This is a genomic window from Flavobacterium sp. (genome assembly GCF_031422135.1).
GTDB lineage: Bacteria > Bacteroidota > Bacteroidia > Flavobacteriales > Flavobacteriaceae > Flavobacterium.
On the sequence record NZ_JANOQD010000033.1, the window covers coordinates 23,356 to 46,938 of the forward strand.

Annotated in this window: 22 protein-coding genes; 9 read left to right on the forward strand and 13 right to left on the reverse strand. The window is 30.9% G+C overall.

Annotated features, from left to right (window positions below; genetic code table 11):
- Positions 1-502: 502 nt before the first annotated feature.
- Together RMO70_RS05430 and RMO70_RS05435 are read left to right on the forward strand one after the other, a co-directional pair.
- On the forward strand, positions 503-1,927 hold the full coding sequence (locus tag RMO70_RS05430) for a glycogen synthase (RefSeq protein WP_310555408.1): 1,425 nt from the start codon (positions 503-505) through the stop codon (positions 1,925-1,927).
- The gene (locus RMO70_RS05435) at positions 1,924-3,195 is read left to right on the forward strand and encodes a glucose-1-phosphate adenylyltransferase (RefSeq protein ID WP_310555409.1); all 1,272 of its coding nucleotides are present in this window, start codon (positions 1,924-1,926) and stop codon (positions 3,193-3,195) included. Before RMO70_RS05430 ends, RMO70_RS05435 begins: the two co-directional genes overlap by 4 nt.
- 196 nt (positions 3,196-3,391) lie before the next feature.
- On the opposite strand, the gene RMO70_RS05440 is transcribed toward RMO70_RS05435, so the two are convergent.
- The 11 genes from RMO70_RS05440 to RMO70_RS05490 form a co-directional block, all read right to left on the reverse strand.
- Complete coding sequence (locus RMO70_RS05440) at positions 3,392-3,619, reverse strand: hypothetical protein (protein WP_310555410.1); 228 nt, start codon at positions 3,617-3,619, stop codon at positions 3,392-3,394.
- A 355-nt stretch (positions 3,620-3,974) separates the two neighbouring features.
- Positions 3,975-5,465 carry a serine hydrolase gene (locus tag RMO70_RS05445; RefSeq protein WP_310555411.1) on the reverse strand — a complete coding sequence of 497 codons (1,491 nt, stop codon included), beginning with the start codon at positions 5,463-5,465 and terminating at the stop codon, positions 3,975-3,977.
- Positions 5,466-5,605: 140 nt separating this feature from the next.
- Positions 5,606-5,746, reverse strand: a complete 141-nt coding sequence (locus RMO70_RS05450) for a hypothetical protein (protein WP_310555412.1) — start codon at positions 5,744-5,746, stop codon at positions 5,606-5,608.
- Between the two features lie 5 nt (positions 5,747-5,751).
- Positions 5,752-6,465 carry a MauE/DoxX family redox-associated membrane protein gene (locus tag RMO70_RS05455; protein WP_310555413.1) on the reverse strand — a complete coding sequence of 238 codons (714 nt, stop codon included), beginning with the start codon at positions 6,463-6,465 and terminating at the stop codon, positions 5,752-5,754.
- A 61-nt stretch (positions 6,466-6,526) separates the two neighbouring features.
- Positions 6,527-6,883, reverse strand: coding sequence for a heavy metal-binding domain-containing protein (locus RMO70_RS05460; RefSeq protein WP_310555414.1), 357 nt, complete (start codon positions 6,881-6,883; stop codon positions 6,527-6,529).
- 484 nt (positions 6,884-7,367) lie between these two features.
- Entirely contained in the window at positions 7,368-8,240 is an 873-nt protein-coding gene (locus tag RMO70_RS05465; RefSeq protein WP_310555415.1) for a DUF3347 domain-containing protein, read from the reverse strand.
- 93 nt (positions 8,241-8,333) lie between these two features.
- On the reverse strand, positions 8,334-8,705 hold the full coding sequence (locus tag RMO70_RS05470) for a hypothetical protein (RefSeq protein WP_310555416.1): 372 nt from the start codon (positions 8,703-8,705) through the stop codon (positions 8,334-8,336).
- Between the two features lie 120 nt (positions 8,706-8,825).
- Positions 8,826-9,620 carry a hypothetical protein gene (locus RMO70_RS05475; RefSeq protein WP_310555417.1) on the reverse strand — a complete coding sequence of 265 codons (795 nt, stop codon included), beginning with the start codon at positions 9,618-9,620 and terminating at the stop codon, positions 8,826-8,828.
- Between the two features lie 156 nt (positions 9,621-9,776).
- A complete protein-coding gene (locus tag RMO70_RS05480) occupies positions 9,777-11,996 on the reverse strand; it encodes a RelA/SpoT family protein (RefSeq protein WP_310555473.1) in 2,220 nt (739 codons plus the stop codon).
- A gap of 87 nt (positions 11,997-12,083) precedes the next feature.
- A complete protein-coding gene (locus tag RMO70_RS05485; protein WP_310555418.1) occupies positions 12,084-12,875 on the reverse strand; it encodes an RNA methyltransferase in 792 nt (263 codons plus the stop codon).
- 41 nt (positions 12,876-12,916) lie between these two features.
- Complete coding sequence (locus RMO70_RS05490; RefSeq protein WP_310555419.1) at positions 12,917-14,698, reverse strand: gliding motility-associated C-terminal domain-containing protein; 1,782 nt, start codon at positions 14,696-14,698, stop codon at positions 12,917-12,919.
- Positions 14,699-14,807: 109 nt separating this feature from the next.
- Here RMO70_RS05490 and RMO70_RS05495 point away from each other — a divergent pair, with 109 nt between their 5' ends.
- Genes RMO70_RS05495 through RMO70_RS05510 form a run of 4 tightly spaced genes read left to right on the forward strand, consistent with a single transcriptional unit; the run spans position 14,808 to position 19,132 of the window.
- Entirely contained in the window at positions 14,808-15,785 is a 978-nt protein-coding gene (locus tag RMO70_RS05495) for a GNAT family N-acetyltransferase (protein ID WP_310555420.1), read from the forward strand.
- Positions 15,782-16,885, forward strand: a complete 1,104-nt coding sequence (locus tag RMO70_RS05500) for a DegT/DnrJ/EryC1/StrS family aminotransferase (protein ID WP_310555421.1) — start codon at positions 15,782-15,784, stop codon at positions 16,883-16,885. The genes RMO70_RS05495 and RMO70_RS05500 overlap by 4 nt, the downstream gene beginning before the upstream one ends.
- A 13-nt stretch (positions 16,886-16,898) precedes the next feature.
- The gene (locus RMO70_RS05505; RefSeq protein ID WP_310555422.1) at positions 16,899-18,377 is read left to right on the forward strand and encodes an O-antigen translocase; all 1,479 of its coding nucleotides are present in this window, start codon (positions 16,899-16,901) and stop codon (positions 18,375-18,377) included.
- Complete coding sequence (locus RMO70_RS05510) at positions 18,374-19,132, forward strand: transferase (protein ID WP_310555423.1); 759 nt, start codon at positions 18,374-18,376, stop codon at positions 19,130-19,132. Before RMO70_RS05505 ends, RMO70_RS05510 begins: the two co-directional genes overlap by 4 nt.
- A 22-nt stretch (positions 19,133-19,154) precedes the next feature.
- Here the strand turns inward: RMO70_RS05510 and RMO70_RS05515 are convergent, their stop codons facing one another.
- Positions 19,155-20,048: a glycosyltransferase gene (locus RMO70_RS05515; RefSeq protein ID WP_310555424.1), complete on the reverse strand. Its 894-nt coding sequence runs from the start codon at positions 20,046-20,048 to the stop codon at positions 19,155-19,157.
- A 46-nt stretch (positions 20,049-20,094) separates the two neighbouring features.
- Between RMO70_RS05515 and RMO70_RS05520 the strand changes: the two genes are divergently transcribed.
- Genes RMO70_RS05520 through RMO70_RS05530 form a run of 3 tightly spaced genes read left to right on the forward strand, consistent with a single transcriptional unit; the run spans position 20,095 to position 22,693 of the window.
- Positions 20,095-21,195 (forward strand): glycosyltransferase, encoded by a 1,101-nt coding sequence (locus RMO70_RS05520; RefSeq protein ID WP_310555425.1) that lies wholly within the window; start codon positions 20,095-20,097, stop codon positions 21,193-21,195.
- On the forward strand, positions 21,192-21,596 hold the full coding sequence (locus RMO70_RS05525; RefSeq protein ID WP_310555426.1) for an FdtA/QdtA family cupin domain-containing protein: 405 nt from the start codon (positions 21,192-21,194) through the stop codon (positions 21,594-21,596). Before RMO70_RS05520 ends, RMO70_RS05525 begins: the two co-directional genes overlap by 4 nt.
- Positions 21,593-22,693: a glycosyltransferase gene (locus RMO70_RS05530; protein ID WP_310555427.1), complete on the forward strand. Its 1,101-nt coding sequence runs from the start codon at positions 21,593-21,595 to the stop codon at positions 22,691-22,693. Before RMO70_RS05525 ends, RMO70_RS05530 begins: the two co-directional genes overlap by 4 nt.
- A gap of 2 nt (positions 22,694-22,695) precedes the next feature.
- Here the strand turns inward: RMO70_RS05530 and RMO70_RS05535 are convergent, their stop codons facing one another.
- Complete coding sequence (locus tag RMO70_RS05535) at positions 22,696-23,583, reverse strand: glycosyltransferase family 2 protein (protein WP_310555428.1); 888 nt, start codon at positions 23,581-23,583, stop codon at positions 22,696-22,698.

Genomic DNA, 23,583 nt, shown 5'->3' on the forward strand with positions numbered 1-23,583 from the left:
TTTCATAAATTTTTAGTATTAGTTATTTTTATACGGCACAATAACGCAGAACATCCAGTGGTGTTCAGTTTGAAATTTCATTAGTCAAATGTATCGATTTAAGAGTAACCTTTCAACTTTCAACTTCTTTTAATGAATAAGGTTCTAACTCGCATAATTAGGGACTAATATAATCAATTCCTGTTGCTGTCGTATAGTTATTTTTATATAAATTAAAGCTTATAATCCTTACTTACAAAAATTACAAAAAAATAGACTGTAACGTTTTTTTTACTTCTGTTTTTGTCGTAATTTAGTAAAAAGTTTAAAATTGAAATGGCACAAGCCTCATCAAGTATGCTTTCTCTCAGAACTTTGGCTCTAAAATTCAAACTGAAAGACACCATTCTAATTACCATTATTCTTTTTTTATTTAAAAGGCTCAAAAGGGTCACATTATATAACCGAATTTTAAAAAACCACAAAAATCAAGTTTTGGTTGCAATATTAAATGCAAATAAAAATGGAAATATTTCATATCAGTGCCGAATGTTATCCCGTTGCCAAAGTTGGCGGATTAGCGGATGTTGTTGGTGCTTTGCCAAAATACCTCAACCAATTAGGACACCAAGCAAAAGTTATTGTTCCTGGTTATGACACCAAATTTTCTAGAGAGAATGAGTTCGAAAACGTGCATAACGGTCAACTCACATTGGGTTATTTTCAGTTTTCGTACTCCATTTTAAAAGAAAAAAGGAATCAATTGGGTTTTGAATTGTACCAGATTGTGATTCCAGATTTATTCGATCGCCCAAACATTTATTCTTATGAAGACGATACGGAGCGGTTTTTGGCTTTTCAAATCGCTTTTCTGAATTGGATTACCGAAACCAACCAATATCCCGATATTTTGCATTGCCACGATCATCATTCGGGATTGATTCCGTTTATGGTTCAAAATTGTTATAATTATCAACATCTAAAACAGATTCCGACCGTTTTAACGATTCATAACGCACAATATCAAGGTTGGTTTGAAGCTAATAAATTGCATTATTTGCCCGATTTTCATCCTTCAAAATTAGGTTTTTTAGAATGGAATGGAGCAATAAATCCGTTGGCTTCTGCCATAAAATGTGTTTGGAAAATCACGACTGTTTCTCCAAGTTATTTAGAAGAAATTAGCAGCAATGCAAATGGTTTAGAAAATTTATTGCGTTATGAAAGACGCAAATCTATCGGAATTCTTAACGGAATTGACAACGAAGTTTGGAATGCCAAAACGGACGAAATGTTGGCAATAAATTACGATTTAAACGATTTTATAAAAGGTAAAACTAAAAACAAAAAAATATTGTGTGAGCAATTTAATTTAGATTTTAAAAAACCACTTTTTACTTTTATTGGAAGATTGGTTGGCGAAAAAGGAGCTGATTTATTAACTGAAATTTGCAGTGTAGCACTCAACCAAAATGTCAACAAAATCAATATTCTAGTACTTGGATCTGGAGATGCTGGTGTAGAAAGTAGTTTAGAAAATCTAAAATCTTTCTATTACGGGAACTACAATGCCTATATTGGTTATAACGAAAAATTAGCACATCAAATTTATGCTGGCGCCGATTTTTTATTGATGCCATCACGCGTTGAACCCTGTGGATTGAATCAAATGTATGCTTTGCGTTATGGAACGATTCCGATTGTGCGAAGAACAGGAGGTTTAAAAGATACGGTTTTGGATATTGGCGATGGCGGTTTTGGAATTTGTCATAACGAAACTAGTGTTTTTGATGTAAATTATTCTATCAATCGTGCCATTAATTTGTATAAGGATTCAGAAAAATTTGATGCTGTTCGAAAATCAACGATGCAAATTGACCATTCTTGGGATAAAGTTGCAACAGAATATATAAATGTATACCAATCTCTAAAAAAACTAACAAAATGAATAAAAGTACATTAGCCATTATTTTAGGTGGCGGGCAAGGTTCGAGATTAGCTCCATTGACCGAAAGCCGTTCAAAACCAGCAGTTCCGATTGCAGGAAAGTACCGTTTAGTTGATATTCCGATTTCTAACTGCATCAATTCGGATATCAAAAGGATGTTTGTTTTGACGCAATTTAATTCGGCTTCATTGAATCAGCACATTAAAAATACCTATCATTTTAGTCATTTTAGCACTGCTTTTGTTGATATTTTGGCAGCAGAACAAACGCCAGAAAATCCAACTTGGTTTCAAGGTACTGCCGATGCTGTTCGCCAATGTATGACGCATTTTATGAACCACGAATTTGATTATGCTTTAATCCTTTCGGGCGATCAATTGTATCAAATGGATTTTAACGCAATGATACAAGCGCACAATGAAAGTGGCGCAAATATTACGATTGCAACATTGCCAGTTACTTCAAAAGATGCGCCAGAATTTGGGATTTTAAAAACCGATTCTGATAATTTTATTACTTCGTTTATAGAAAAACCGAAAGCCGAATTGTTGCCCGATTGGACATCAGAAGTAAGTAACGAAATGAAAGAAGAAGGCAAACATTATTTGGCTTCGATGGGAATTTATATTTTTAATAAAGGGCTTTTGGCAGAGTTAATGTCCAATCCAGATACCAAAGATTTTGGGAAAGAAATTATTCCGCAAGCCATCGGGAAACAAAAGATTTTGAGTTATCAATATGAGGGTTATTGGACAGATATCGGAAACATTGACTCGTTTTTTGAAGCCAATTTGGGCTTGACAGACGATATGCCGAAATTTAATTTGTTTGATAATTCAAGTAAAATTTATACGCGTGCCCGTGTTTTGCCTCCATCAAAAATTACTGGTGGATCAACAATTGATAAGTCTATCGTTGCCGAGGGATGTATTGTTAATGGATCGGAAATTATTCATTCTGTTATTGGCATTCGAAGCAGAATTGGTTTTGGATCCACGATTTCGAATTCGTATTTAATGGGGAATGATTTTTATCAGAATATAGAAGAAATTATTTCGAACGACCAAAATAATATTATCAACATCGGAATTGGCGAACGTTGTTTTATAAACTACACAATTGTCGATAAAAATTGTAGAATCGGAAACGATGTTAAACTCAATGGCGGAAAGCATTTAGAAGATACAAATACGCCACTTTATTCCATAAAAGGCGGTATTATTGTGGTTAAAAAAGGAGCTATTTTACCAGATGGTTTTGAGGTTTAAAGAGTTTGTAAAATCAAAAAAACAGAACGTAAAATCAAAAAAACACAACGTAAAAATTGTGCTTTTTTGATTTTGATTTTCTAATCTTTGCGGGCACGTAAAACATTTCCGCTATCGCATAACGTTCATGTTTAGTTGAGCTATAGTGAACGGACGCAGTAATTGCACAAAATATCTGTGTTAACTGTTCGGTTTTTTAATTTGGAAGTTTATATGTTTTCCAAAAAGTATCATTAAATTCGACTTTCTGAAATAAATGTTGTTCTTGTTGGTTTTTTATTTTTTCAGGATTATTTATATTAAAATTATTCCAATAGGAGTGAAGTGTCATTTTAAAAGGAAGTGATTTATTCTCCACATCAATTATTTTGCCCGTTATATTTATTTCAGAATGAGTTATAAAGTATAAATTATTAATCTTCATTAAATCGGTTTCAATACTTTCAAAATAGTACTCTTATTTCGATTTAGTTTTGAAGCAATTTAAGTTATAGAAAAGCGTTGAGAAAGCAATTTTTCAATCTCAATTCGTTCTTCTAATTGAAGTCTTTTATAGGTGTTTTCATAGTGCAAAAATGTTAATTTTTTTAACATTTGTTGCGTTGAATGTCTGAATCGGCGTAAGGGTATCATATCACGTTCAGGCGCTTGGCGAGTTTGTGGATTTAATATGCCAAAAATATCCATTAAAACGGAACCTCTAGATACAAAACCAACTTTAATCTCGATAGCTATCGGGATGCCTAAACCCCCAATTTTTTAAACTTTGTTATGCATAGTTATTTTCGGGTTTCTATTTCAAATATTTTTTTTCCATTTTCTCCCAGATAATGTGCTATCAATTTTTCATAAACTTTGTAACCGTCATCAACGTTTGTAAATATAATTAAACCTTTTTTTGATTTAGGAAGCATAAAAACAATGGTTTGAACGCCCTTATCTGCTCCACCGTGAGAAAGGGCAGTTTCTCCATTTTCTAGATTATAAATTTCAAAGCCTAATCCGAAATGTTTTCCGTTTTTGGTTTCAACTTGATTTGTTGTCATATCATCAAAAATTTTTTTTGATAATCCTTCGCCTTTCATTACACTAACTAAAAATTTGCCATAATCTTCAATTGTTGTTAATAAATTGTCTGCGCCATTTGCTGTTTTAGTTTTTTCAGTTTGGTATGCAATTCCGTTATTTTTATATCCAATTGCAAATCTGCTTTCGTCCGTTTTCTTGCTCCAAAAAAACTCGGTATCATTCATTTCTAATGGTTCAAATATTAATTCTTTCGCTAATTCGTCGAGCGTTTTATGAAACTTTTTTTCTAATGCTTTTCGCAAATATTCTATTCCTTCGCCAGAATATTGATATTTTGTTCCAGGTTCAAATTGAAAATCTAATTTTCCAGATTTATTCAAATATCTCCAGTTCGGAAAACCCGTTTGATGACTTAAAATATGCCTTGTTGTAATCTTTTTTAAGTTTTTGTCATTTGCAATATCTGGGTCAATCCAATATTTATAAATTGGTTCGTCTAAATCCCATTTTCCTAAACTGACCAATTTTAGGGTTACAATTGCTGTAATTGGTTTTGTGAGTGAAGCAACATTAAAAATAGTATTGTATGGCGCTATAATTTCTTTTTTTAGTTCGCCAAATACTTTTATTTGTTGCAATTTCCCATCGTTAATTACTCCAATTCCTAAAGTTGGGACTTTGTTTTCGGTTAACCAATTTTCAATTTCAGCATCATTATCAAAAATTGTTGATTTATTTATGTCAAGTTGTTTAATTTGATGGTCGTAACTTAACGATCTCGTAAGTTTCCAGTCTCCGTTTTCTAGAAGCCAAACGTGTGTAAATTTTGCCGAACTTCCAAATACTTCTTTTCTTTTTTCTATTGTTTCATAAAACTGATGAACTCCCACTTGAATTGCACCATAAAGTTTTTCTTTTTTATAAAGCGGATAAATTTCTGTGCTTTCTGGTAACAATTCTCTTCTCGATTGATAAGTTTTTGGAGAAATACATAATCCATTTCGAAGATTATGAAGAAATTCCTTTTTGTAAGAAATACTATCTTTGTCGTGAAAAAATTCAAATTTTTCGCTTAATAAATTTTCGAATTGGCTAATATCACAAGTGTTGAAACCAACATTAAAAAGCAAACTATCTTTTGAAATTATTTTTTTGTACAATTCTGATTTTCTGTCGATTTGTGCAGAAAGCGAAATAGTTACAAAAAAGAATAGAAATAGTGATTGTTTGAAGATTTTCATATGATTTTGATTTGATGATTTATGTATAAGTCAAAATTCTATTTTTTTGTTACAAAAATTCATCTAATAGATTTTGTTTTTTGATTTTGTTTTTTTGCTAAAATTAAATTTTGCCCTGTTCCAAAACCAAACTCTAAAATTTATTCGTTGTCTTGTGGATTTAATTCATCAATAAGCAACCCTCTAAATTTCTTTTCAGGCATTGTTAATTTAATTGCTAAATCATAGTAAACTGTTAAAAAATCATAGCCTAATGCTGGGATATATTTTTGCTCTTCCATAGTTCTTAAATCATTATAAATAGCATAATTCCACTCATAGCAATCATCAACGCATCTTCGATAATGGTAACTGTACTCATTGGTAAATTGAAAACTGCACCTAAACAAGCACATTGTATTTTCTTTTTGTTTAGTACCGATTGTAAAACACCAATGATACTGATGCTCATTACAATTACTGTAATTGAATTAGTTAGGATTGGATTGAAATTGATTAGAAAAGCAATACCTAAACCTAATTCGATGAATACATACAAATACGCCCAAACTGGAATTTGTTTTGCTAAAACATCATACATTACATAACTTTCAGCAAATCCTTTGAGGTTTAGTAATTTAAAAAAAGAGAAAACAAGAAAAAAACCTGACATAAAATGTCTCATTGCTTGCATAAAATCGAATTTTGTATTTTGTGTTTGCACCAATGTCGTTACTAATAGAATGTAGAAAAATATTAGTAAAATAGGTTTGTAAGTTTCAAACCACGATTTTGTTTGTTCTGCAATTTCGCTATGATTGATTGCCGATATTTGGTATTTGTTGTCTAAAACTTTTTGCAAGTCGGATAATGCAATGTGTTTATCCATTGTGATAGTTGCAGTTTCTAAATCTTTTGAAACGGCAACATTAGTAACATTTTCGATAGTTAGCAAAGCCGATTTTACTTTGGCTTCACAACTAGAACAAGTCATTCCTGTTAATTTATAGGTATGTGTCATTTTATACTATTTAAAAAAAAAACAAAGCCATTTTTGGCTTTGTCTTTAGATCAGTTCTGTTTTATTTTGCTTGTTCTACAACTGGTTCTGTTAAAGGCATTCCACATTTTGAACATTTGCTGTTTAATTTACCTTGAACTTCTGGGTGCATTGGACAAGAATAAATAGTTGATACAACTTTTTTAACAGTTGTTTTTTCTGTTAATTCCATACCACATTTAGAACATTTGTCTCCTTTTAATCCCATTATTTCTGGGTGCATTGAACAAGCGTGTGTATTCATTTCGGTATTTCCATTCATCATTTCTGAACCATCGTTCATCATATGCGTGTCGATTGTTCCTTTTTCTGCGGCTTTTTTATTACACGAAATAGTTACTAAAGCCAAAATTAAGACTGCTAAAATTATATTTTTCATTTTTTCTAATTTTTTAAAAACGATTCTAAATGCTTTTTTGATAAGCATTTAGCATTGAATTGATTACTTTTTACATTCTGCAGGCGTCTGCACATTTTTTACAGGCATCTGCGCATTTTTTGCAACACTCCATATCGTTTTTGTTACATTCTGTTGCACAGGCTTCACAACATTTTACACACAATTCACAAAGTGCATCTGCAAATTGAGAACCTCTCGCACACAACCTTGCATAAAGTGCACAGATGTCTGCACAATCTTGGCACAGTTTTACACACTCGTCGTGTCCTTTCATTGTTAAACATTCTGTTGAACATTTTTCACATTCGACCATACAAGCCAAACAAACCTCAATACTTACTTGAACATTTTTCATTTTATGTATTTATTAAAAGCAGATTAATTTCTACATATAATAGTACAATGTATTTATGTTTAGAATGTTACATATTTATTTTTTAGAGTTGTGTAATTCCCACAAAAATTATTTAATGGTTTCTGTTACTTTTCCACAACTCAACATCATCGCACCATAGTATGGATTTTTAACAACGTTTTCTTTGCTCAACCAAGTAGCACCTTTTCCGTCGTTTGCCATTGGGCAAAATTGGTAATAGGTTGGTGTTTCTTGTTTAGAAACTTTGATTAAATCGTAGATATTTAAAGAAAGTGTATCAAAATGGTCTCTTTGGTGTTTTGCATCTTTTGTATCTGCAATATGTTCAGTATGTTCTTTTATACTTTTTAAAACTTTCATCCAAACGGTGTGTTCGTCTGTATTTAAAGTTTCCATTTTGACTGCATTTATTGCAGAAAGTAGCGCCCTTGCTTTTGTAGACGCTGTGTTTCCGTCTGTTTTTACTAAAGCATTTTTAACTTCAAAATAGTTGTCGAAAACTGCTTTTAATTGGTTTTCTTTTTGAACTTCAACCTTTGGTGTTTCTGAATGATTTGCGTGATTACTATGATTTTCTGGAACACTTTCGGATTTCTGTTCTGTTTTTACAGCAACTTTTGCTACTCTGTCGTATTGGCAACAACCTGGCAATTTTGAATAAGCTTTATCTGGTGCAAGAAATTTGTCGCTATCGTAACCTGATAATGCAATGCTTTTTAAAATTGCATCTTGATTGGTTTTTTTAGCATCGTAAGTTATGGTTGCTATTTTAGTATCTACGTTCCAATCTACTTTGGAAGTTTTTTTAAGATTTCCTGCTTTTTCGATTGTTGTTTTACACATTCCGCAGTTACCATAGACTTTAACTGTTTCGGTTACTGAATTTTTAATTTGTGCATTGCACACTGTAAATGATAACAATACTGAGATTGCTACCAATATTTTTGATATTGATTTCATTTTGATAAAATTTTAATTTTTGTTAAATAAATAATTTTGAAAACAAAGTGTTTGTTTTCGACAAGACAGTTTTATGGCTGTCAATGTTTGGAATTATTTTATTTTTGGCGGAAGCCAAACGGAAGTAAAACCCGAAGAAATAAAGGTTTCTGAATGATAAAATTTTGGTTTTTCGTTAGAAAAATTAAAACTAATATTCTTAAAATTAATTTCGTATGATGAAATTATACTAAAATTTACTGATGTTGATGATGTGCAGTTTGAGTGTCCGCATTTTCCGCCACAACTTTTATCTTTATCTTTTGAGTTTTTGCCGTTACAACAGTCTTTTTTTTCTACTTTAGAAGTTGTTTCTTTTTTGCAAAACGATTTTTCGGTTTTAGTTCCACACGCATAACTCAAAGTTGGCGACAAAATGAAGCCAAGCGTTAGAATTATAATTATTATGTGTAACCGTTTTTTCATTTGGCAAAGATAAGGCGTAATTTTAAAATATTTCGTTAATTTTTAGTCAACCTATTTTAGGATGATACATAGTACAGACTATTTAATTCTAGTTTTTTGTTATGGGTGCAATACAATAAATTAGTCTTCTGATTTTTTGAAATTGATAATAGTTTCTTCTGCGTATGAAAAAATGCCGTCTATTACCAACTCGAATAAAGCTTTTTTACTTTTTATTTTTTTCTCTACAGTATTGAAAGTGGCACCTACTTGTAAATTGACTTTTCGATCTTCCCAGTTTAAGTCAATGATTCCAGTTTTTGATTTTAACTTTTCAACGATATCATCACTTAATTTTTGTTTCGATTCAAAATAAATGATGACTTCCTCATCTGTTGAGTTTTTTAATTGTGTTCGCCCAGTACATTTTGTTGAACCTATGGATTTGAGATTCCAGTTTAATGACGTCCCAATTTCAGGATCATTCTCACTGTCAATAGGTGGATTAAAAAATAATAAATTCCAAAAGGGTTCTTTAAACTTACTTTCTACAAATTTTGCTTCGTCTTTTATTACTTCATAATATTTATTCCGAATATCTTTTACATTTTCAGAATCTTCATACCCATCAGGAATCGTAGCTGTTTTTTGCTCCCAATCTTTCAGCCACTTTTTATGATTTAGGATTCTTAAGAAATTACCTTCTAAATCCGTTTCAATTTCTATAGGATATGTTTGCAATTCGAGCTCTTCAAGAACTTCTAAATAGTTGTTGTCAGCAATAGAAATTGAGGGTGCTTTATTTTTTTTAATACCAAATACTCGTTTGTCTTCGGCTTTATTTAGGGATAGAAATTCGACATTAAATCTTGTTTTCAGTGTGGTTTGAAAACCGTTCATTGTTATTGCGAGAGATTGAGTAACTTCAAAAACCATATTGTTCGAAAGGATTTTAGTTTAAACAGTGATAAAAATACGTTTTTATTTTTTAAAATTTATAAAAAATTAAATAAAAATATTTAGCTACTTATTTAATCACAGTTATTTATCAACTAGATTTCATTATTTGAAACCAAAAAAGAATTAGATATACTAATTGTTATAAATCCTTGTAACTCGATCTACTCCATCAATTTTTTTAATATTATCAATAAGTTTTTTTAGAATGGTATTGTTTGGGACTATAACTGCCAGTGTGCCTTTGAATATACCAGCATCGCCAGAGAGCGAAATATTTTGAATGTTTACGTGCATATTGTTTGAAATAACTCGTGTTAACTCGTTTGTTAACCCAATACTGTCCATACCTGTTATTTCAAGAAGTGCTTTAAACTCCTGTTGCGAAGAATCAATCCATTTGGCTTGCATAATTCGGTACGCATAATTAGATTGCATACTAATAGCATTTGGACAATCTCGTTTGTGCACTTTAATACCTTCATTAATAGTTATAAAACCAAAAACAGGATCACCAGGAATTGGATTGCAACAAGCAGATAATTTATAGTCTAACTTATCATGTTCAGCCCCAAAAACCAACATATCATAATTGCTTGACAATTCATTTTTTTGAATTATTTCAAGGTTTGCAGTTGGTTTTCGAGTTATTTTATTTTTAAAGAAATTATAAATAGTATTGCTTTTTTGTGCTGCAAAATCTCTTAACTGTTGGTTGTCAATGGAACTAATACCGACTCTGTAAAATAAATCAAGACTTGTTTTTAATTTAAAAAAATTGACCAATTCGTTGACAGTAGCTTCGTTGAGTGTGATTTTAAGGTGCTTTAATTTCCGTGTCAAAAGTTCCTTTCCGTCTTCGGCTATTTTTTTGGTATCTTCGTTAAGAACGTTTCTGATTTTGTTTTTCGCTCTCGAAGTCGTTACATAATCCAACCAGTTGATAGATGGTTTTTGGTTTTGAGAGGTTATAATTTCTATTTGATCGCCACTTTTGAGTTCGTGATTCAGTTGAACTAATTTTCCATTTACCCGAGTTCCTCTAGTTTTTATACCTATTTCGGAGTGAATACTAAAAGCAAAATCAAGCGAAGTTGCCCCTTTGGGGAGCGATTTTATTTCGCCTTTGGGTGTAAAAACGTAAATTTCTTTGGCATACAAATTCATTTTGAAATCTTCTACAAAATCGACAGCATTGGTTTCGGAATTTTCCAAAGCTTCTTTAAGTAAATTCAGCCAAGTATCAAGACCACTTTCCTCGGTGGCGCCTTGTTTGTATTTGTAATGGGCTGCGTATCCTTTTTCAGCAATTTCGTCCATTCGTTCACTGCGAACCTGAATTTCAACCCAACGCCCCAAAGGTCCCATAACGGTAATGTGCAAGGCTTCGTAACCTGTTGATTTTGGTGACGAAATCCAATCGCGCAATCGACTTGGACTTGGACGATAATGATCCGTAACCACAGAATATATTTTCCAAGCTAAAAACTTTTCGTCGTGAGGATTTGATTTATAGACAATGCGAAGCGCAAATTTATCGTATACTTCATCAAAAGTGACATTTTGAGCTGCCATTTTTCTTCTAATGGAATAAATCGATTTTGGACGCCCTTTTATAATAAATTCAACTCCTTCTTCATCAAGTGATTTTTTTAAAACATCAGAAATATTCTTGATGTATTGGTCTTGCTCTTCTTTGGTTTCTTTTATTTTGCTTACAATATCATTATAAATAATTGGTTCTGTGTACTTTAAACCTAAATCTTCTAGTTTGGTTTTAATGTTATATAACCCCAATCGGTGTGCCAGTGGTGCATAAATATATAAAGTTTCGGAAGCAATCTTAACTTGCTTATGATCCACCATCGAATCCATAGTTTGCATATTGTGCAAACGATCAGCTAATTTTATTATGATTACACGAACATCATCATTGAGGGTTAACAGCATCTTGCGGAAGTTTTCGGCTTGCATCGATATGTTCATGTCTTTTTTGACCTGAGAAATTTTTGTTAATCCTTCGACCAATTGGGCTACTTTTGGATTAAACATTTTTTCGATTTCTTGAACCGTAATATCAGTGTCTTCAACTACATCATGCATTAAGGCAGCAGCGATAGCGGTGGCACCTAAACCTATTTCTGAAGCAACAATTTTTGCTACAGCTATGGGGTGAAAAATATAAGCTTCACCCGATTTTCGTCGTTGGTCTTGATGTGCTTCAACAGCTACATCAAAAGCTTTACGAATCAGTTTTTTATCTTCGGTAGTAAGCGTTTGGTAGCTTATGCGAAGTAACTCCTTGTATTCCTGAGCAATAGCCTTATTTTCCTTTTCGATATCAATCTCTACCATAACTATGTTCTTCAATTCTTAAAGTTAGAATAAAAAATTGAATTATGAAAGTATTTATTTGTTATTGAAGATGATTTTTAATTAGTATTAAAATCCTCGCTGGCGTTTGGCTTCAAAAATTAAAATTGCCGCTGAAACAGACACATTCATAGAGTCGATTTCGCCTTGCATAGGAATGATAATATTTTGAGTGGCAGCATTTCGCCATTCGTCAGTTAACCCAGTTGCTTCAGTGCCTACTACCATTGCGGTGGGTTTGGTGTAATCTTGTGTGTGATATGATGTTGAATTTTGTAAAGTGGCACAATAAAAATGAATGTTTTTTTCTTTCAAAAAAGTAATAATTTCTGAAGTAGATCCTGTGGCAATTTGCCTTGTAAACAGGCAACCTACACTAGATCGAACAACGTTTGGATTGTATAAATCACTTTTTGGATTGGCAATAATTACAGCATCTAGATTTGCCGCATCGGCAGTGCGTAAAAGCGCACCTATATTCCCTGGTTTTTCTGGCGATTCAGCTACTAGAATCAAAGGATTGTTCGATAATTTTAAATCTTCTAGTGATAATGCTTTTGTTTTAGCAACTGCTAATATTCCTTCGGTGGTGTCTCGATAGGCTAGTTTTTGATATACTTCTTTCGAGATTTCTATAGTCTCGGTTACTTGATTATTTGTTAATTTAGATATTTGATGTGTAGTAATCAATTCGGGCAAAAAAAGAATGGTTTCTATTTCATAATTCCCTTTTATTGCGAGTTCAATTTCACGTTGTCCTTCTATTAAAAAAGTACCTGATTGATTTCTAGCTTTGGCTTTTTCTTGCAATAAAACCAATGATTTTATATATGGATTTTGTATGGAAGTGATTTGTTTCAATAGAAATGAATATAAAATTGCTAAAGTATAAAAATAATCTTTCAATTATCAAGAAAAACCCAACTTGTTTTTTTCTCCATAGCATTCGGATCTTTGTAGTCAATCGTATAAAAATAGGTTCCATCAGGAAGCTTTCCAGAAATTAAAATACCGTTTTGATTGTCGTTTCCATTCCATTTCGGATTGTTTTTATTCCCTTTCCAGACTAAAATGCCCCAACGATTGTAAATCTCCAGTTCGTAATTTGGGAAAACATCTGACAACCCTTTGATAAAAAAATCATTTAGATTTGGATTGAAATAATTTGAAAATTCTAATCTGCAATACTTTTTATCCAAATTAAAAGAGGTTATTGAGAAGCAATTGGCATCATTTATCCTCACAAAAATAGTTTTCGGAACTTGAATTGCTTCAAAATTAGAGAGATTATTAATAGCGTTTGTATTGGTAATAGCATCAGATTCGGTTTCAAAATAGGCAATCACATCGGTGTCGTTTTTCTTGATGATTCTCCAAAATTGCGAAAAATCAAAAAACGAATTATTGGCATCTTCTCTACAATTAATCAAATCATCCACAGTATAGAAATCGGGCGAAAGCCAAAGGGAAATATCTTGTATAAAAAAATTGTTCGTTTCTATGGTTTCATTCACACTGGCCACACCATTGTTGTCATCTACTCTAAAAGTTAATTCAAAATCAGCAGGAATAGCATCTGGAATAATAACAGTAATTTGGTACGTTCTAAATTCATCAATTGAAATATTTTCTGTAGTTTGAGCAGTTCCTACAAAAACATCATTGGCATAAACAGATATAAAAGTTCCTGATGGGAGAATTTCTGTACAATTAAAATTACGTACTTCATAATCGATAATTAATTTTCGAGTATTGCATTCTTGTGTAATATTTTGTGCCACAATGGTTGCATCAGGCAATTGACTGTTTAATTTAGTAACAATGGTGTTTATCATTACAAAATCTTGACTTGAAGTGAGTTGAATCGTAGCACTTGTATCTCCAACATTTATATTATTCTGAATATTATAAATGTCCAAATCCATATTGAACAAATTGGATGCATTTGTTATACTATTGGTCCCGTTAAAAGCATTGTTGGCAGGATTTAAAGCATTGCTCAAAACAGTTCCATTAATGCGGAGGGATTCATTATTAGCAATATTAAGGTCACCTTCCCAAGCAACAAATCCTATTTTTGCATCCACATTATCAATCACATTCAAACTGTTCAATGTAATATCTAAAACATCAGGTACAGCTTGCAATCCATCATAAACGGTAAGTTGATTTAAGGGTAAACTAGGGTTTTTGTATACCACAACAATTGTCCAACCTGCAAAGTTAGTGCGTCTTACAAAATGATCGTCTATAAACGGAGAAATATCTAACTCTGAAAGAGTATACGTGCCATTTCCTGTACTTTTTACTAATGTGGTTACGTCTTTGAAAGCACTAAAATAATCAAGAACCAAAGTACCTACGACACGTTGTATGCTAAAAGTTCTATCAGGAATTTGATTGACATTATTTAGTTTAACATCAAAATCACCAGTTCCAGATCCCGCCCAGTACAAATAGGCACTCTCTATTTCATCTGAAGGAGAAAGAGTCAAAACGGCATCAGACGTTGTTAGTACTTCGGGTGTAGTCATTAATGAGTTTTCATCGGGATTTAAAGTATTTCCAACGAAGGTAAAATCATATCGACCACTAAATTGATTGTATAATACGACATTTTGACTCCAACTATTTTGCAGACTAAGTAAAACGAAAAGAAATATTAAATATAGTTTTTGCCTCATCGAAATTCTCAAAATGAAATTTAAAGGTACAAATTTTAAAATGCTAGACAATTTAATTGAAAAGAAATATGAAAAAAAGGTGTAATTTCGGCACGATAATACAATACAATTGAAACAATACCACGTCAAACAATATCAAGCGACTGATTATACTTCTTGGAACACTTTGGTAAGTGAATCTAAGAATGGGACTTTCTTGTTTGATCGTAATTTTATGGAGTACCATAACAATCGATTCGAGGATTTCTCGTTGATGGTTTATGAGGGTGATAAACTGGTTTGTGTATTGCCTGCTAATAGAGTGGGAGATACCGTTTATTCTCATCAAGGATTAACTTATGGTGGATTAGTTTATTCTGAAAAAATTAAGCTAGCTGCTGTAATTTCCATTTTTAGTTTTGTTTTACAATTTTTGAAAGAAAAAGATATTTTTCAAATTCAGATTAAAACCATTCCAAGTATTTACCATATTAAACCTGCGGAAGAATTTGAATATGCTTTATTTTTAACCCAAAGTAAGTTGATTCGTCGTGATACTTTATCCGTTATTGATTTAAGAAATGAATTATCGATTTCTAAAGGCAGAATGGAGGGTGTAAATAAAGGGTTGAAAAATAATCTAAAAATAATGGAAGAACCTAATTTTGATTTATTTTGGAACTCCGTTTTAATTCCAAATTTAGAAGCAAAACATCAAGCAAAACCTGTTCATACTCTTGAGGAAATAAAAGAATTACATATTAAATTTCCAAAAAATATTCGACAATTTAATGTGTACCAAAACAACATAATTGTAGCTGGGACTACAATTTTTGAAAGCAATCAAGTAGCGCACGCACAATATATTTCTGCAAATGAAGATAAGAATGCATTAGGGAGTTTGGATTTTTTGTATCATTATTTACTTTCGGAAGTTTTTAAGAACAAAAAATACTTTGATTTTGGAATTTCAAATGAAAATCAAGGAAAAAATTTGAATAATGGACTCCATTTTTGGAAAGAATCTTTTGGAGCTAGTACCATTGTTCAAGATTTTTATGAAGTAGAAACAGCAAATTTTAATTTGTTAGAAAATGTAATACTATGATTTCATTTTTAGATTTACATAAAATCAATAAACCATACGAGAAAGCTTTTCAAGAAAAGTTGCAAAACGTAATGGATTCAGGTTGGTATATTTTAGGCAATGAAGTCAAGACTTTTGAACAAAATTTCGCTAATTATTGCGGAACAACACATTGTATAGGTGTAGGAAACGGGTTGGATGCATTGGTGCTTATTTTTAAAGCCTACATTCAACTCGGAAAATTGCAAAAAGGAGATGAAGTTATTCTTCCAGCAAACACTTATATTGCTAGTATTTTATCGGTCTTACAAGCTGATTTAATTCCAGTTTTGGTCGAACCAAAAGAAGAAACCTATAATATCAATCCAGATTTAATACAAGAAAAAGTAACCTCAAAAACCAAAGCCATACTTGCAGTTCATTTATACGGACAGCTAGCAGAAATGGATCTGATTAATCAAATTGCAACTCAAAATAATTTGCTAGTAATTGAAGATGCTGCACAAGCCCATGGAGCAGAAATGAATTACAAATTTCGAAAAACAGGAAACCTTTCTAACGCAGCTGCATTTAGTTTTTATCCAGGTAAAAATCTAGGAGCATTAGGCGATGGCGGTGCAGTAACTACTAACGATGATGAACTTGCCAAAACCATAAAATCACTCCGAAATTACGGTTCAGAAACTAAATACTATAATGATTTCATAGGTGTAAATTCTCGTCTTGATGAGGTGCAAGCCGCTTTTTTGAATGTGAAGTTACCGCATTTAGATTCCGACAATGAAAAGAGAAGAAGTATTGCTAAAAGATATATTTCTGAAATAAAAAATCCAAAAATTACACTTCCGTTTTATAATAATTCACTGAATCACGTTTTTCATTTGTTTGTGATTAGAACCAAAAATCGTTCAGCACTGGAAAATTATTTGAAAGAAAATAAAATTGAAACCCTAATTCATTACCCTATTGCGCCTCACAAGCAAAAAGCACTTTCGTTTTTAAATCATTTATCGTTTCCAATCACAGAGCAAATACACAATGAAGTATTGAGTTTACCTATAAGTCCAGAAATAACTAATGAAGAAGTTGATTTTGTGATTAATGTTTTGAATCGATATTAATTGAACTCGAAATATGTCAGAAAGTAAATCTTCATATCGGCAAATTTTGAAAGCAACCTCACTTTTTGGTGGTGTCCAGTTTTTTACTATTTTGATTGCCGTAATTCGGACAAAACTTATTACATTATTTATAGGACCAATGGGTGTTGGTGTTATAGGTTTACTGAATTCAACAATAGAATTGATAGCTGGATTTACTAATTTTGGTTTGCAAACCAGTGCTACAAAAGCAATCGCTGAATCTGATGAAAATAGTTTAAAATTGTCTAAAACGGCTACTGTAATAGATAAACTGGTATGGATTACAGGATTTTTTGCTTTTACTTTTACACTTGTATTTTCATATTGGTTGAGTATTCTTACGTTTGGAAACTCTGATTATACGATATATTTCATTTGGATTTCTATCTCGTTGTTATTAAAACAATTAACATCAGGTAAATTAGCTATTCTTCAAGGGTTAAGAAAACTGAACAATCTAGCAAGAGCCAATTTGTATGGAAGTTTATTGGGTTTTGTAGTAACAATTCCAATGTATTATTACTGGAAGATAGATGCAATTGCACCGTCTATAATAATTTCTTCATTGATAGGATATTTGGTAGCATTTTATTTTTCCAGTAAAATTAAAATACCAAAAGTTCAGTTATCAAATCAAGAAATTATTACAGAAGCTAAATGTATACTACATTTAGGGATTATGTTAAGTTTAAGCGGATTTATAACGTTGGCCGCTTCCTACATCTTGCAAATTTTTATAAATAGACTTGGAGGTATAACCCAAGTTGGGTTTTATAATGCCGGTTTTACTATTTTAAACTCTTATGTTGGAATTATTTTTACGGTGATGACTACTGATTATTTCCCTAGATTAACCGCTGCAATCAATGATAAAATTAAAGTAAATAAATCAGTTTTAGAACAAGCTACCATTGCTGTTTTGATTATTACACCCATAATTATTGTTTTTTTAGTATTTGCATCATTAATTATTGAAATCTTATATTCAAAAGAATTTCTAGTCATTACGGCAATGATTTCCTGGGGTGTTTTAGGAATGTTATTCAAAGCAGTTTCTTGGTCAATAGGTTTCATATTGATTGCCAAAGGCGATTCTAAATTATTTACAAAAACAGCTTTAGGGTTTAATTCAATATCTTTGATTTTAAATTGTTTAGGATATTATTTTTATGGACTTGAAGGACTTGGTATTAGTTTCGTACTGTATTATTTTATTCATTTCTATGGACTAAAAATAATAGTGAAGAAGCACTATGATTTTTATTTCGAACCTACTTTCTACAAAATATATTTGTTGTGCATTCTAATGTGTTTTGCTACTTTCGCATTACGATATATAGATAATTCCGTTTTAAAAACAATTTTAATGTTTTTTATGGTAGTGATTTCAATACTGTTTTCATTATATCATTTAGATAAAAAAATGAATTTAAAAGAAATTATGAGTTCAAAGTTTAATACAAGAAGATGATAGAATTTCTAAAAATAGCATATAGAAAATTAAGAAGTTTTTACCATCGTATAAAGCTATATTATTCCGTAAATTGGATTAAAACCATTTATTTTAATTTCAAAAAATTTCCTTTATCGATTGCAGTAAAACTTCCTGTATTTTTCTATGGCAAAGTAACATTTCAAAGTTTAAAAGGAGAAGTCATCATTAATGCTCCTATAAAACGTGGAATGATAGGTTATGGGCAACGTTTTGAGTTGTTCAAGAAAGAAAAAGGAGTTGCTGAAATTTTCTTGCACGGCAAACTTGTTTTTAATGGGAATATGCACATTGGTAAAGATGTTTCTATATATGTTGGAGAAAATGCATACTGTGAATTTGGTTATATGTCGTGTTTGGGTTCTGATGTAAAAATTATTTGTATTAATAAAATAAAAATAGGGGATTGGGCAAGAATTGGATATGAATCACAAATAGTTGACACAAACTCACATCCAATGAAAAATAGCCTGACTGGAGAAGATATACCTATGACAGCTCCTATTCATATTGGTACTCATAACTCAATATCAAATAGGGTTTCGATACGATTGAATACTAGAACTCCAGATTATTGTGTTATAGGCTCCAACACACTTTGCAATAAAGATTATACAAATTTGGGTAGTAATATTCTATTAGGTGGTGTTCCTGCTAAGTTAATCAAAAAAGAGTATACGAGAGACTGGGATAAAGAAAGAGAATTATTAGAAGATTTTTTAATAATAATTTAGTTGTCTCAATAAGTTTACAGGATTAAATGGACTTGCTTCTAAATTGAATCTCCAAAAATAAATACTTTAATAGCAAACCATAATTTCCTCCTTTGAAATTCAAAATCATTTCATAATGTATTCGTTTCAAGACCGCCTTGTTCTCTTCATTGGTTTTATTTAATAGAAGCGTCTTCTTTAAAATTTGATATGTCGAATGATTTATTTTCCTTGATTGCGCTGAATTTTTCTTATGAAAATCAGCACCAAGGGAGTTTTTTAAAACTCTCTTTTGAACCAATATTTTGTCTATAAAATCAAAATCATAATTTCTAGCAACACGAATCCAAAAATCTAAATCTTCATAGTATAAGTTTTCGTCATAGCCATTTAGTTCATCAAAAACTTTTCTGGTACTCATTGCCGAAACCGAACACAAACTATTTCCTCCAGCTAATATACTACTGTAAATATTACCTGTATTTCTTTTTTCAATTACTTTTTTTTGCTCATTTACTGGAAAATAATAAGAGTCAAAATCACCATTTTCGGTAATTAATTCAACATTACCATATACCACTCCTGTGTTTTTATAGCTTGTTTTTGTAAAACATTCCAGTTGAAGTGCCACACAATTTGGCATCAAAATGTCATCAGCAGCCAAATCAATAATATACGCTCCAGTCACAGATTGTAGTGCGATATTGAACGACTTTGTATTTCCTAGATTTATATGGTTTGAAATAAATTGAATTTCAGGATACGCCAACAACCAATTTTGAATAACAGCTACAGAGCTATCTGTACTACAATCGTCTACAATTATCAATTGAATATTTTTATAGCTTTGATTTATAACAGAATTAAGGGCTTCGACCACATATTTTTCGTGGTTGTAGCACAAACATATAATCGAAACCAATGGATTGTCTTGCATATTTTTTGATAAACTGTATATTTGTTACGAAATTAAGCAATAGCCAATGATTAATCCTAATAAAAAACACAAAATAGCTTTAGTGGGATATCGATTAAGCGATGGTGGAAGTGACAAGGTAATGGCTAATTTGTCTATTTTTTTTGAAAATAATGGCATTGATGTACACATTATTACCGTCATTGATCAAGTAAGTTATCTTTATAAAGGGAAAATATTAAATCTGGGATTACTGAAAAATAAGTCCAATGGTTTTTTTAATAAATTAAAAAGATTCAGAGTTTTAAATCAGTACATTAAAGAGCAACATTTTGATTTTGTTATTGATTTTCGTTTCAGATCAAAAATTATTCAAGAGCTTATAATTGCTAGAATCCTATATCCTAAAAATACTATTTTCACAGTACATAGTTTTTTGATTGATCATTATATGCCTAATAATTCTTGGGTAACACGATTGATGTACAATACCTGTTATGCAAACGTGGTTATAACAAAGCAAATAGAACAAATCGTAGAAGAAAAGCACCAGCTGCAAAATATCAAACTAATTTACAATCCAGTTAATATAGAAGAAATTACTGCTAAAAGTATCGAAAAAATAGAGATCGATTTCAAATACATCATAGCTATTGGTCAATATGAAAATCCGATAAAACAGTTCCATAAGTTAATCGAAAGTTATGCTAATTCCGATTTGCCAAAAGAGAATATTCACTTAGTTATTTTAGGAAATGGTGAATTGGAGCTTTTAAATTCAGTTTCAAGAAGAAATAATGTTCAAGATAAAGTACATTTGTTAGGATATCAAGTCAATCCATATAAGTATTTAAAAAATGCATTATATTTGGTTCTAAGTAGTTTGAATGAAGGTTTGCCTAATGTTATTTTGGAAGCATTAGCAACAGGAATCCCTGTAGTGTCGTTTGATTGTGAATCTGGACCAAAAGAAATCATTCAAGATAAAAAAAATGGTATATTAGTCGAGAATCAAAATTTCAATAAACTAACGGAAGCATTGAATTTGATGTATTCTGACCTAGAATTGTATGCAATTTGTAAAAATAATGCGAAAGATAGTATCCAGAAATTTTCTTTAGAGAACATAGGAAATCAGTGGTTAGAATTAATGAAAATAAAAAAATGACAACTTTAAAGGATATAAAATTAATAGAATTGCCAGTAGTTGAAGACACGAGAGGTAATTTAGCCTTCATTCAAAACGACGGATTTATTTTTGATTTTAAACGAGTATATTACTTATATGATGTTCCAAGTTCTGCGCACCGTGGAGGTCATTCCCATAAAGAACAAAACGAAATTTTGATTGCTTTAAGTGGTAGTTTTGAAGTCATTGTAGATGATGGAAACCAAAAGGAAAGCTATTTCTTAAACAAACCCAACATTGGGCTACACATTGTTCCGGGAATATGGCGTGAATTGGGTAATTTTTCATCAGGAGCCATTTGTTTAGTTTTAAATTCGGCACTTTTTGAAGAAGAAGATTACATAAGAGAATATGAAGATTTTTTAAAATCTAAAAAATGAAAATCCTTTACATAACACCAACTATTAAAGATGAAGGTGGCGTTTCTAGAGTTCTTTCTGTTAAAACTAATTATTTAGTTGAAAAATTTGAATACGACATTCATATTATTGCACAAGATAGTGGCGATGTTCCTTTTTTTTATGATTTTAATAAAAAAATAAAACATCATACTATAATTTTAAAAAGAAATAGATTGCAGTATTTATTTCGATATTGTAAAGCATTGCATCATTGTATCAACAAAATTAATCCAGATATAATTGTAGTTTGCGATAATGGTATAAAAGGATGTCTATTTCGATTATTAATTAAAACAACGATTCCTGTAGTTTTTGAAATTCATTGTTCTAAATTCATTGATGAAAGAAAATCTAAACCTACTTTATTTACTAAATCTAAATATTATGTAAGTTTAGTTTTGAAATCATTTGCAGTAAAAATGTTCAAAACAGTAATCCTGCTTTCGGAGGAAAGTCGAAAGGAATGGGGTTTGGAAAAAGGACAAATTATCCCAAATCCAAATTGGTTCACATCAACAAAGAAATCATTATTAAATAGCAAAAAAGCCATATCAGTTTCTCGACATTGTTATGAAAAAGGAATTGATTTATTACTTTTAGTTTGGCAAAAAGTTGTACTGCAATATCCAGATTGGGTTTTGGATATTTATGGAAATATGGATGACAACAAAACCTATTTGAAACTGGCAAAGGAGTTGCAAATTGAGCATTGTGTTAATTTTTTTGAACCCGTTAAAGAAATCCAAGGAAAATACAATGAAGCTTCCATATATGTAATGACTTCAAGATTTGAAGCTTTCCCGATGGTGCTTATTGAAGCAATGTCATCTGGTTTGCCTTGTGTTGCGTTTGATTGCCCTATTGGTCCAAGAGCATTAATAAAAAATGATTACAATGGCTTTCTAATTCCTGAAAAACAAATAAATCTTTATGCCAATTGTGTAATTGAACTAATAGAAAATAATGAGGTTTTAAAACGCATAGGAAGCAATGCTTTTGAAACTTCAAAAAAATATGATCTGGATTTGATTATGAAAAAATGGAATTCTTTGTTTGAATCACTAGCTAAAAATTGAAATTACTTTAACGAGCAATAATAACAAATTCGGTATAAATCAAAAATAAATAAAGAAGGATTTTTGCTCAAAAGATTTCTTTTAAATAAAAATTTTACTTTGGTAAAAAGATAGTTTACTATTTCTATAACTCTCATTTTTTTTAAATAAAAATAAGTTAAACCTAGTTTTGTATAATTATAATCAAGATAATTATTTGAAATTAAAAAATGTAAACCAATAATTGATTCTTCGGATTTTTTTAGAAAAGCAATACTATTTTCAATACCAATATGATATACTGGATTGTTTAGATGAGATATGCTAATTTGATTTCTTTTCAAATCAAATGAAAACAAGGTGTCTTCGTGTCTTAAATTTGGGATGTTTTCATTAAATAAGACTTTATTAAAGATATTTTTTTTGATTAAAAAGTTTAAAGTCAAAAAAGAAACATATACATTCTTATTTCTTTCTTTAACAGATAATGCTTCCCTTTTATTTCCGTAAACCCATCTTAATAATTGTGTTTTATGCGGTTTTTGATTTTGATACAAAATACCTCCATAAACTATTCTCTCCTCTTTGTTTATTTGAGAAACATATGTTGATATAAAATTTTTATGAACAGGAATGGTATCTACATCTAAGAATAGTAAATCTTCGTAAGCTGCTTTTTTTGCTAATAAATTTCTTATGGCACTTCTACCAATATTATTTTCTAAAACATCAAATTTACAATTTGCCTTGGTATTTATTTTTGAGTTTTCGATTAAAAAATTCAAATCAGTTGATTTATCATCTAAAACAATAATCTCAAAAACAATCTCTGCCTCAACACATTGTTCATATAACTTTTCAACTAAAGGCAGCGCATTATAGTTATAAGTAGGAATTAATATAGAAAGCAT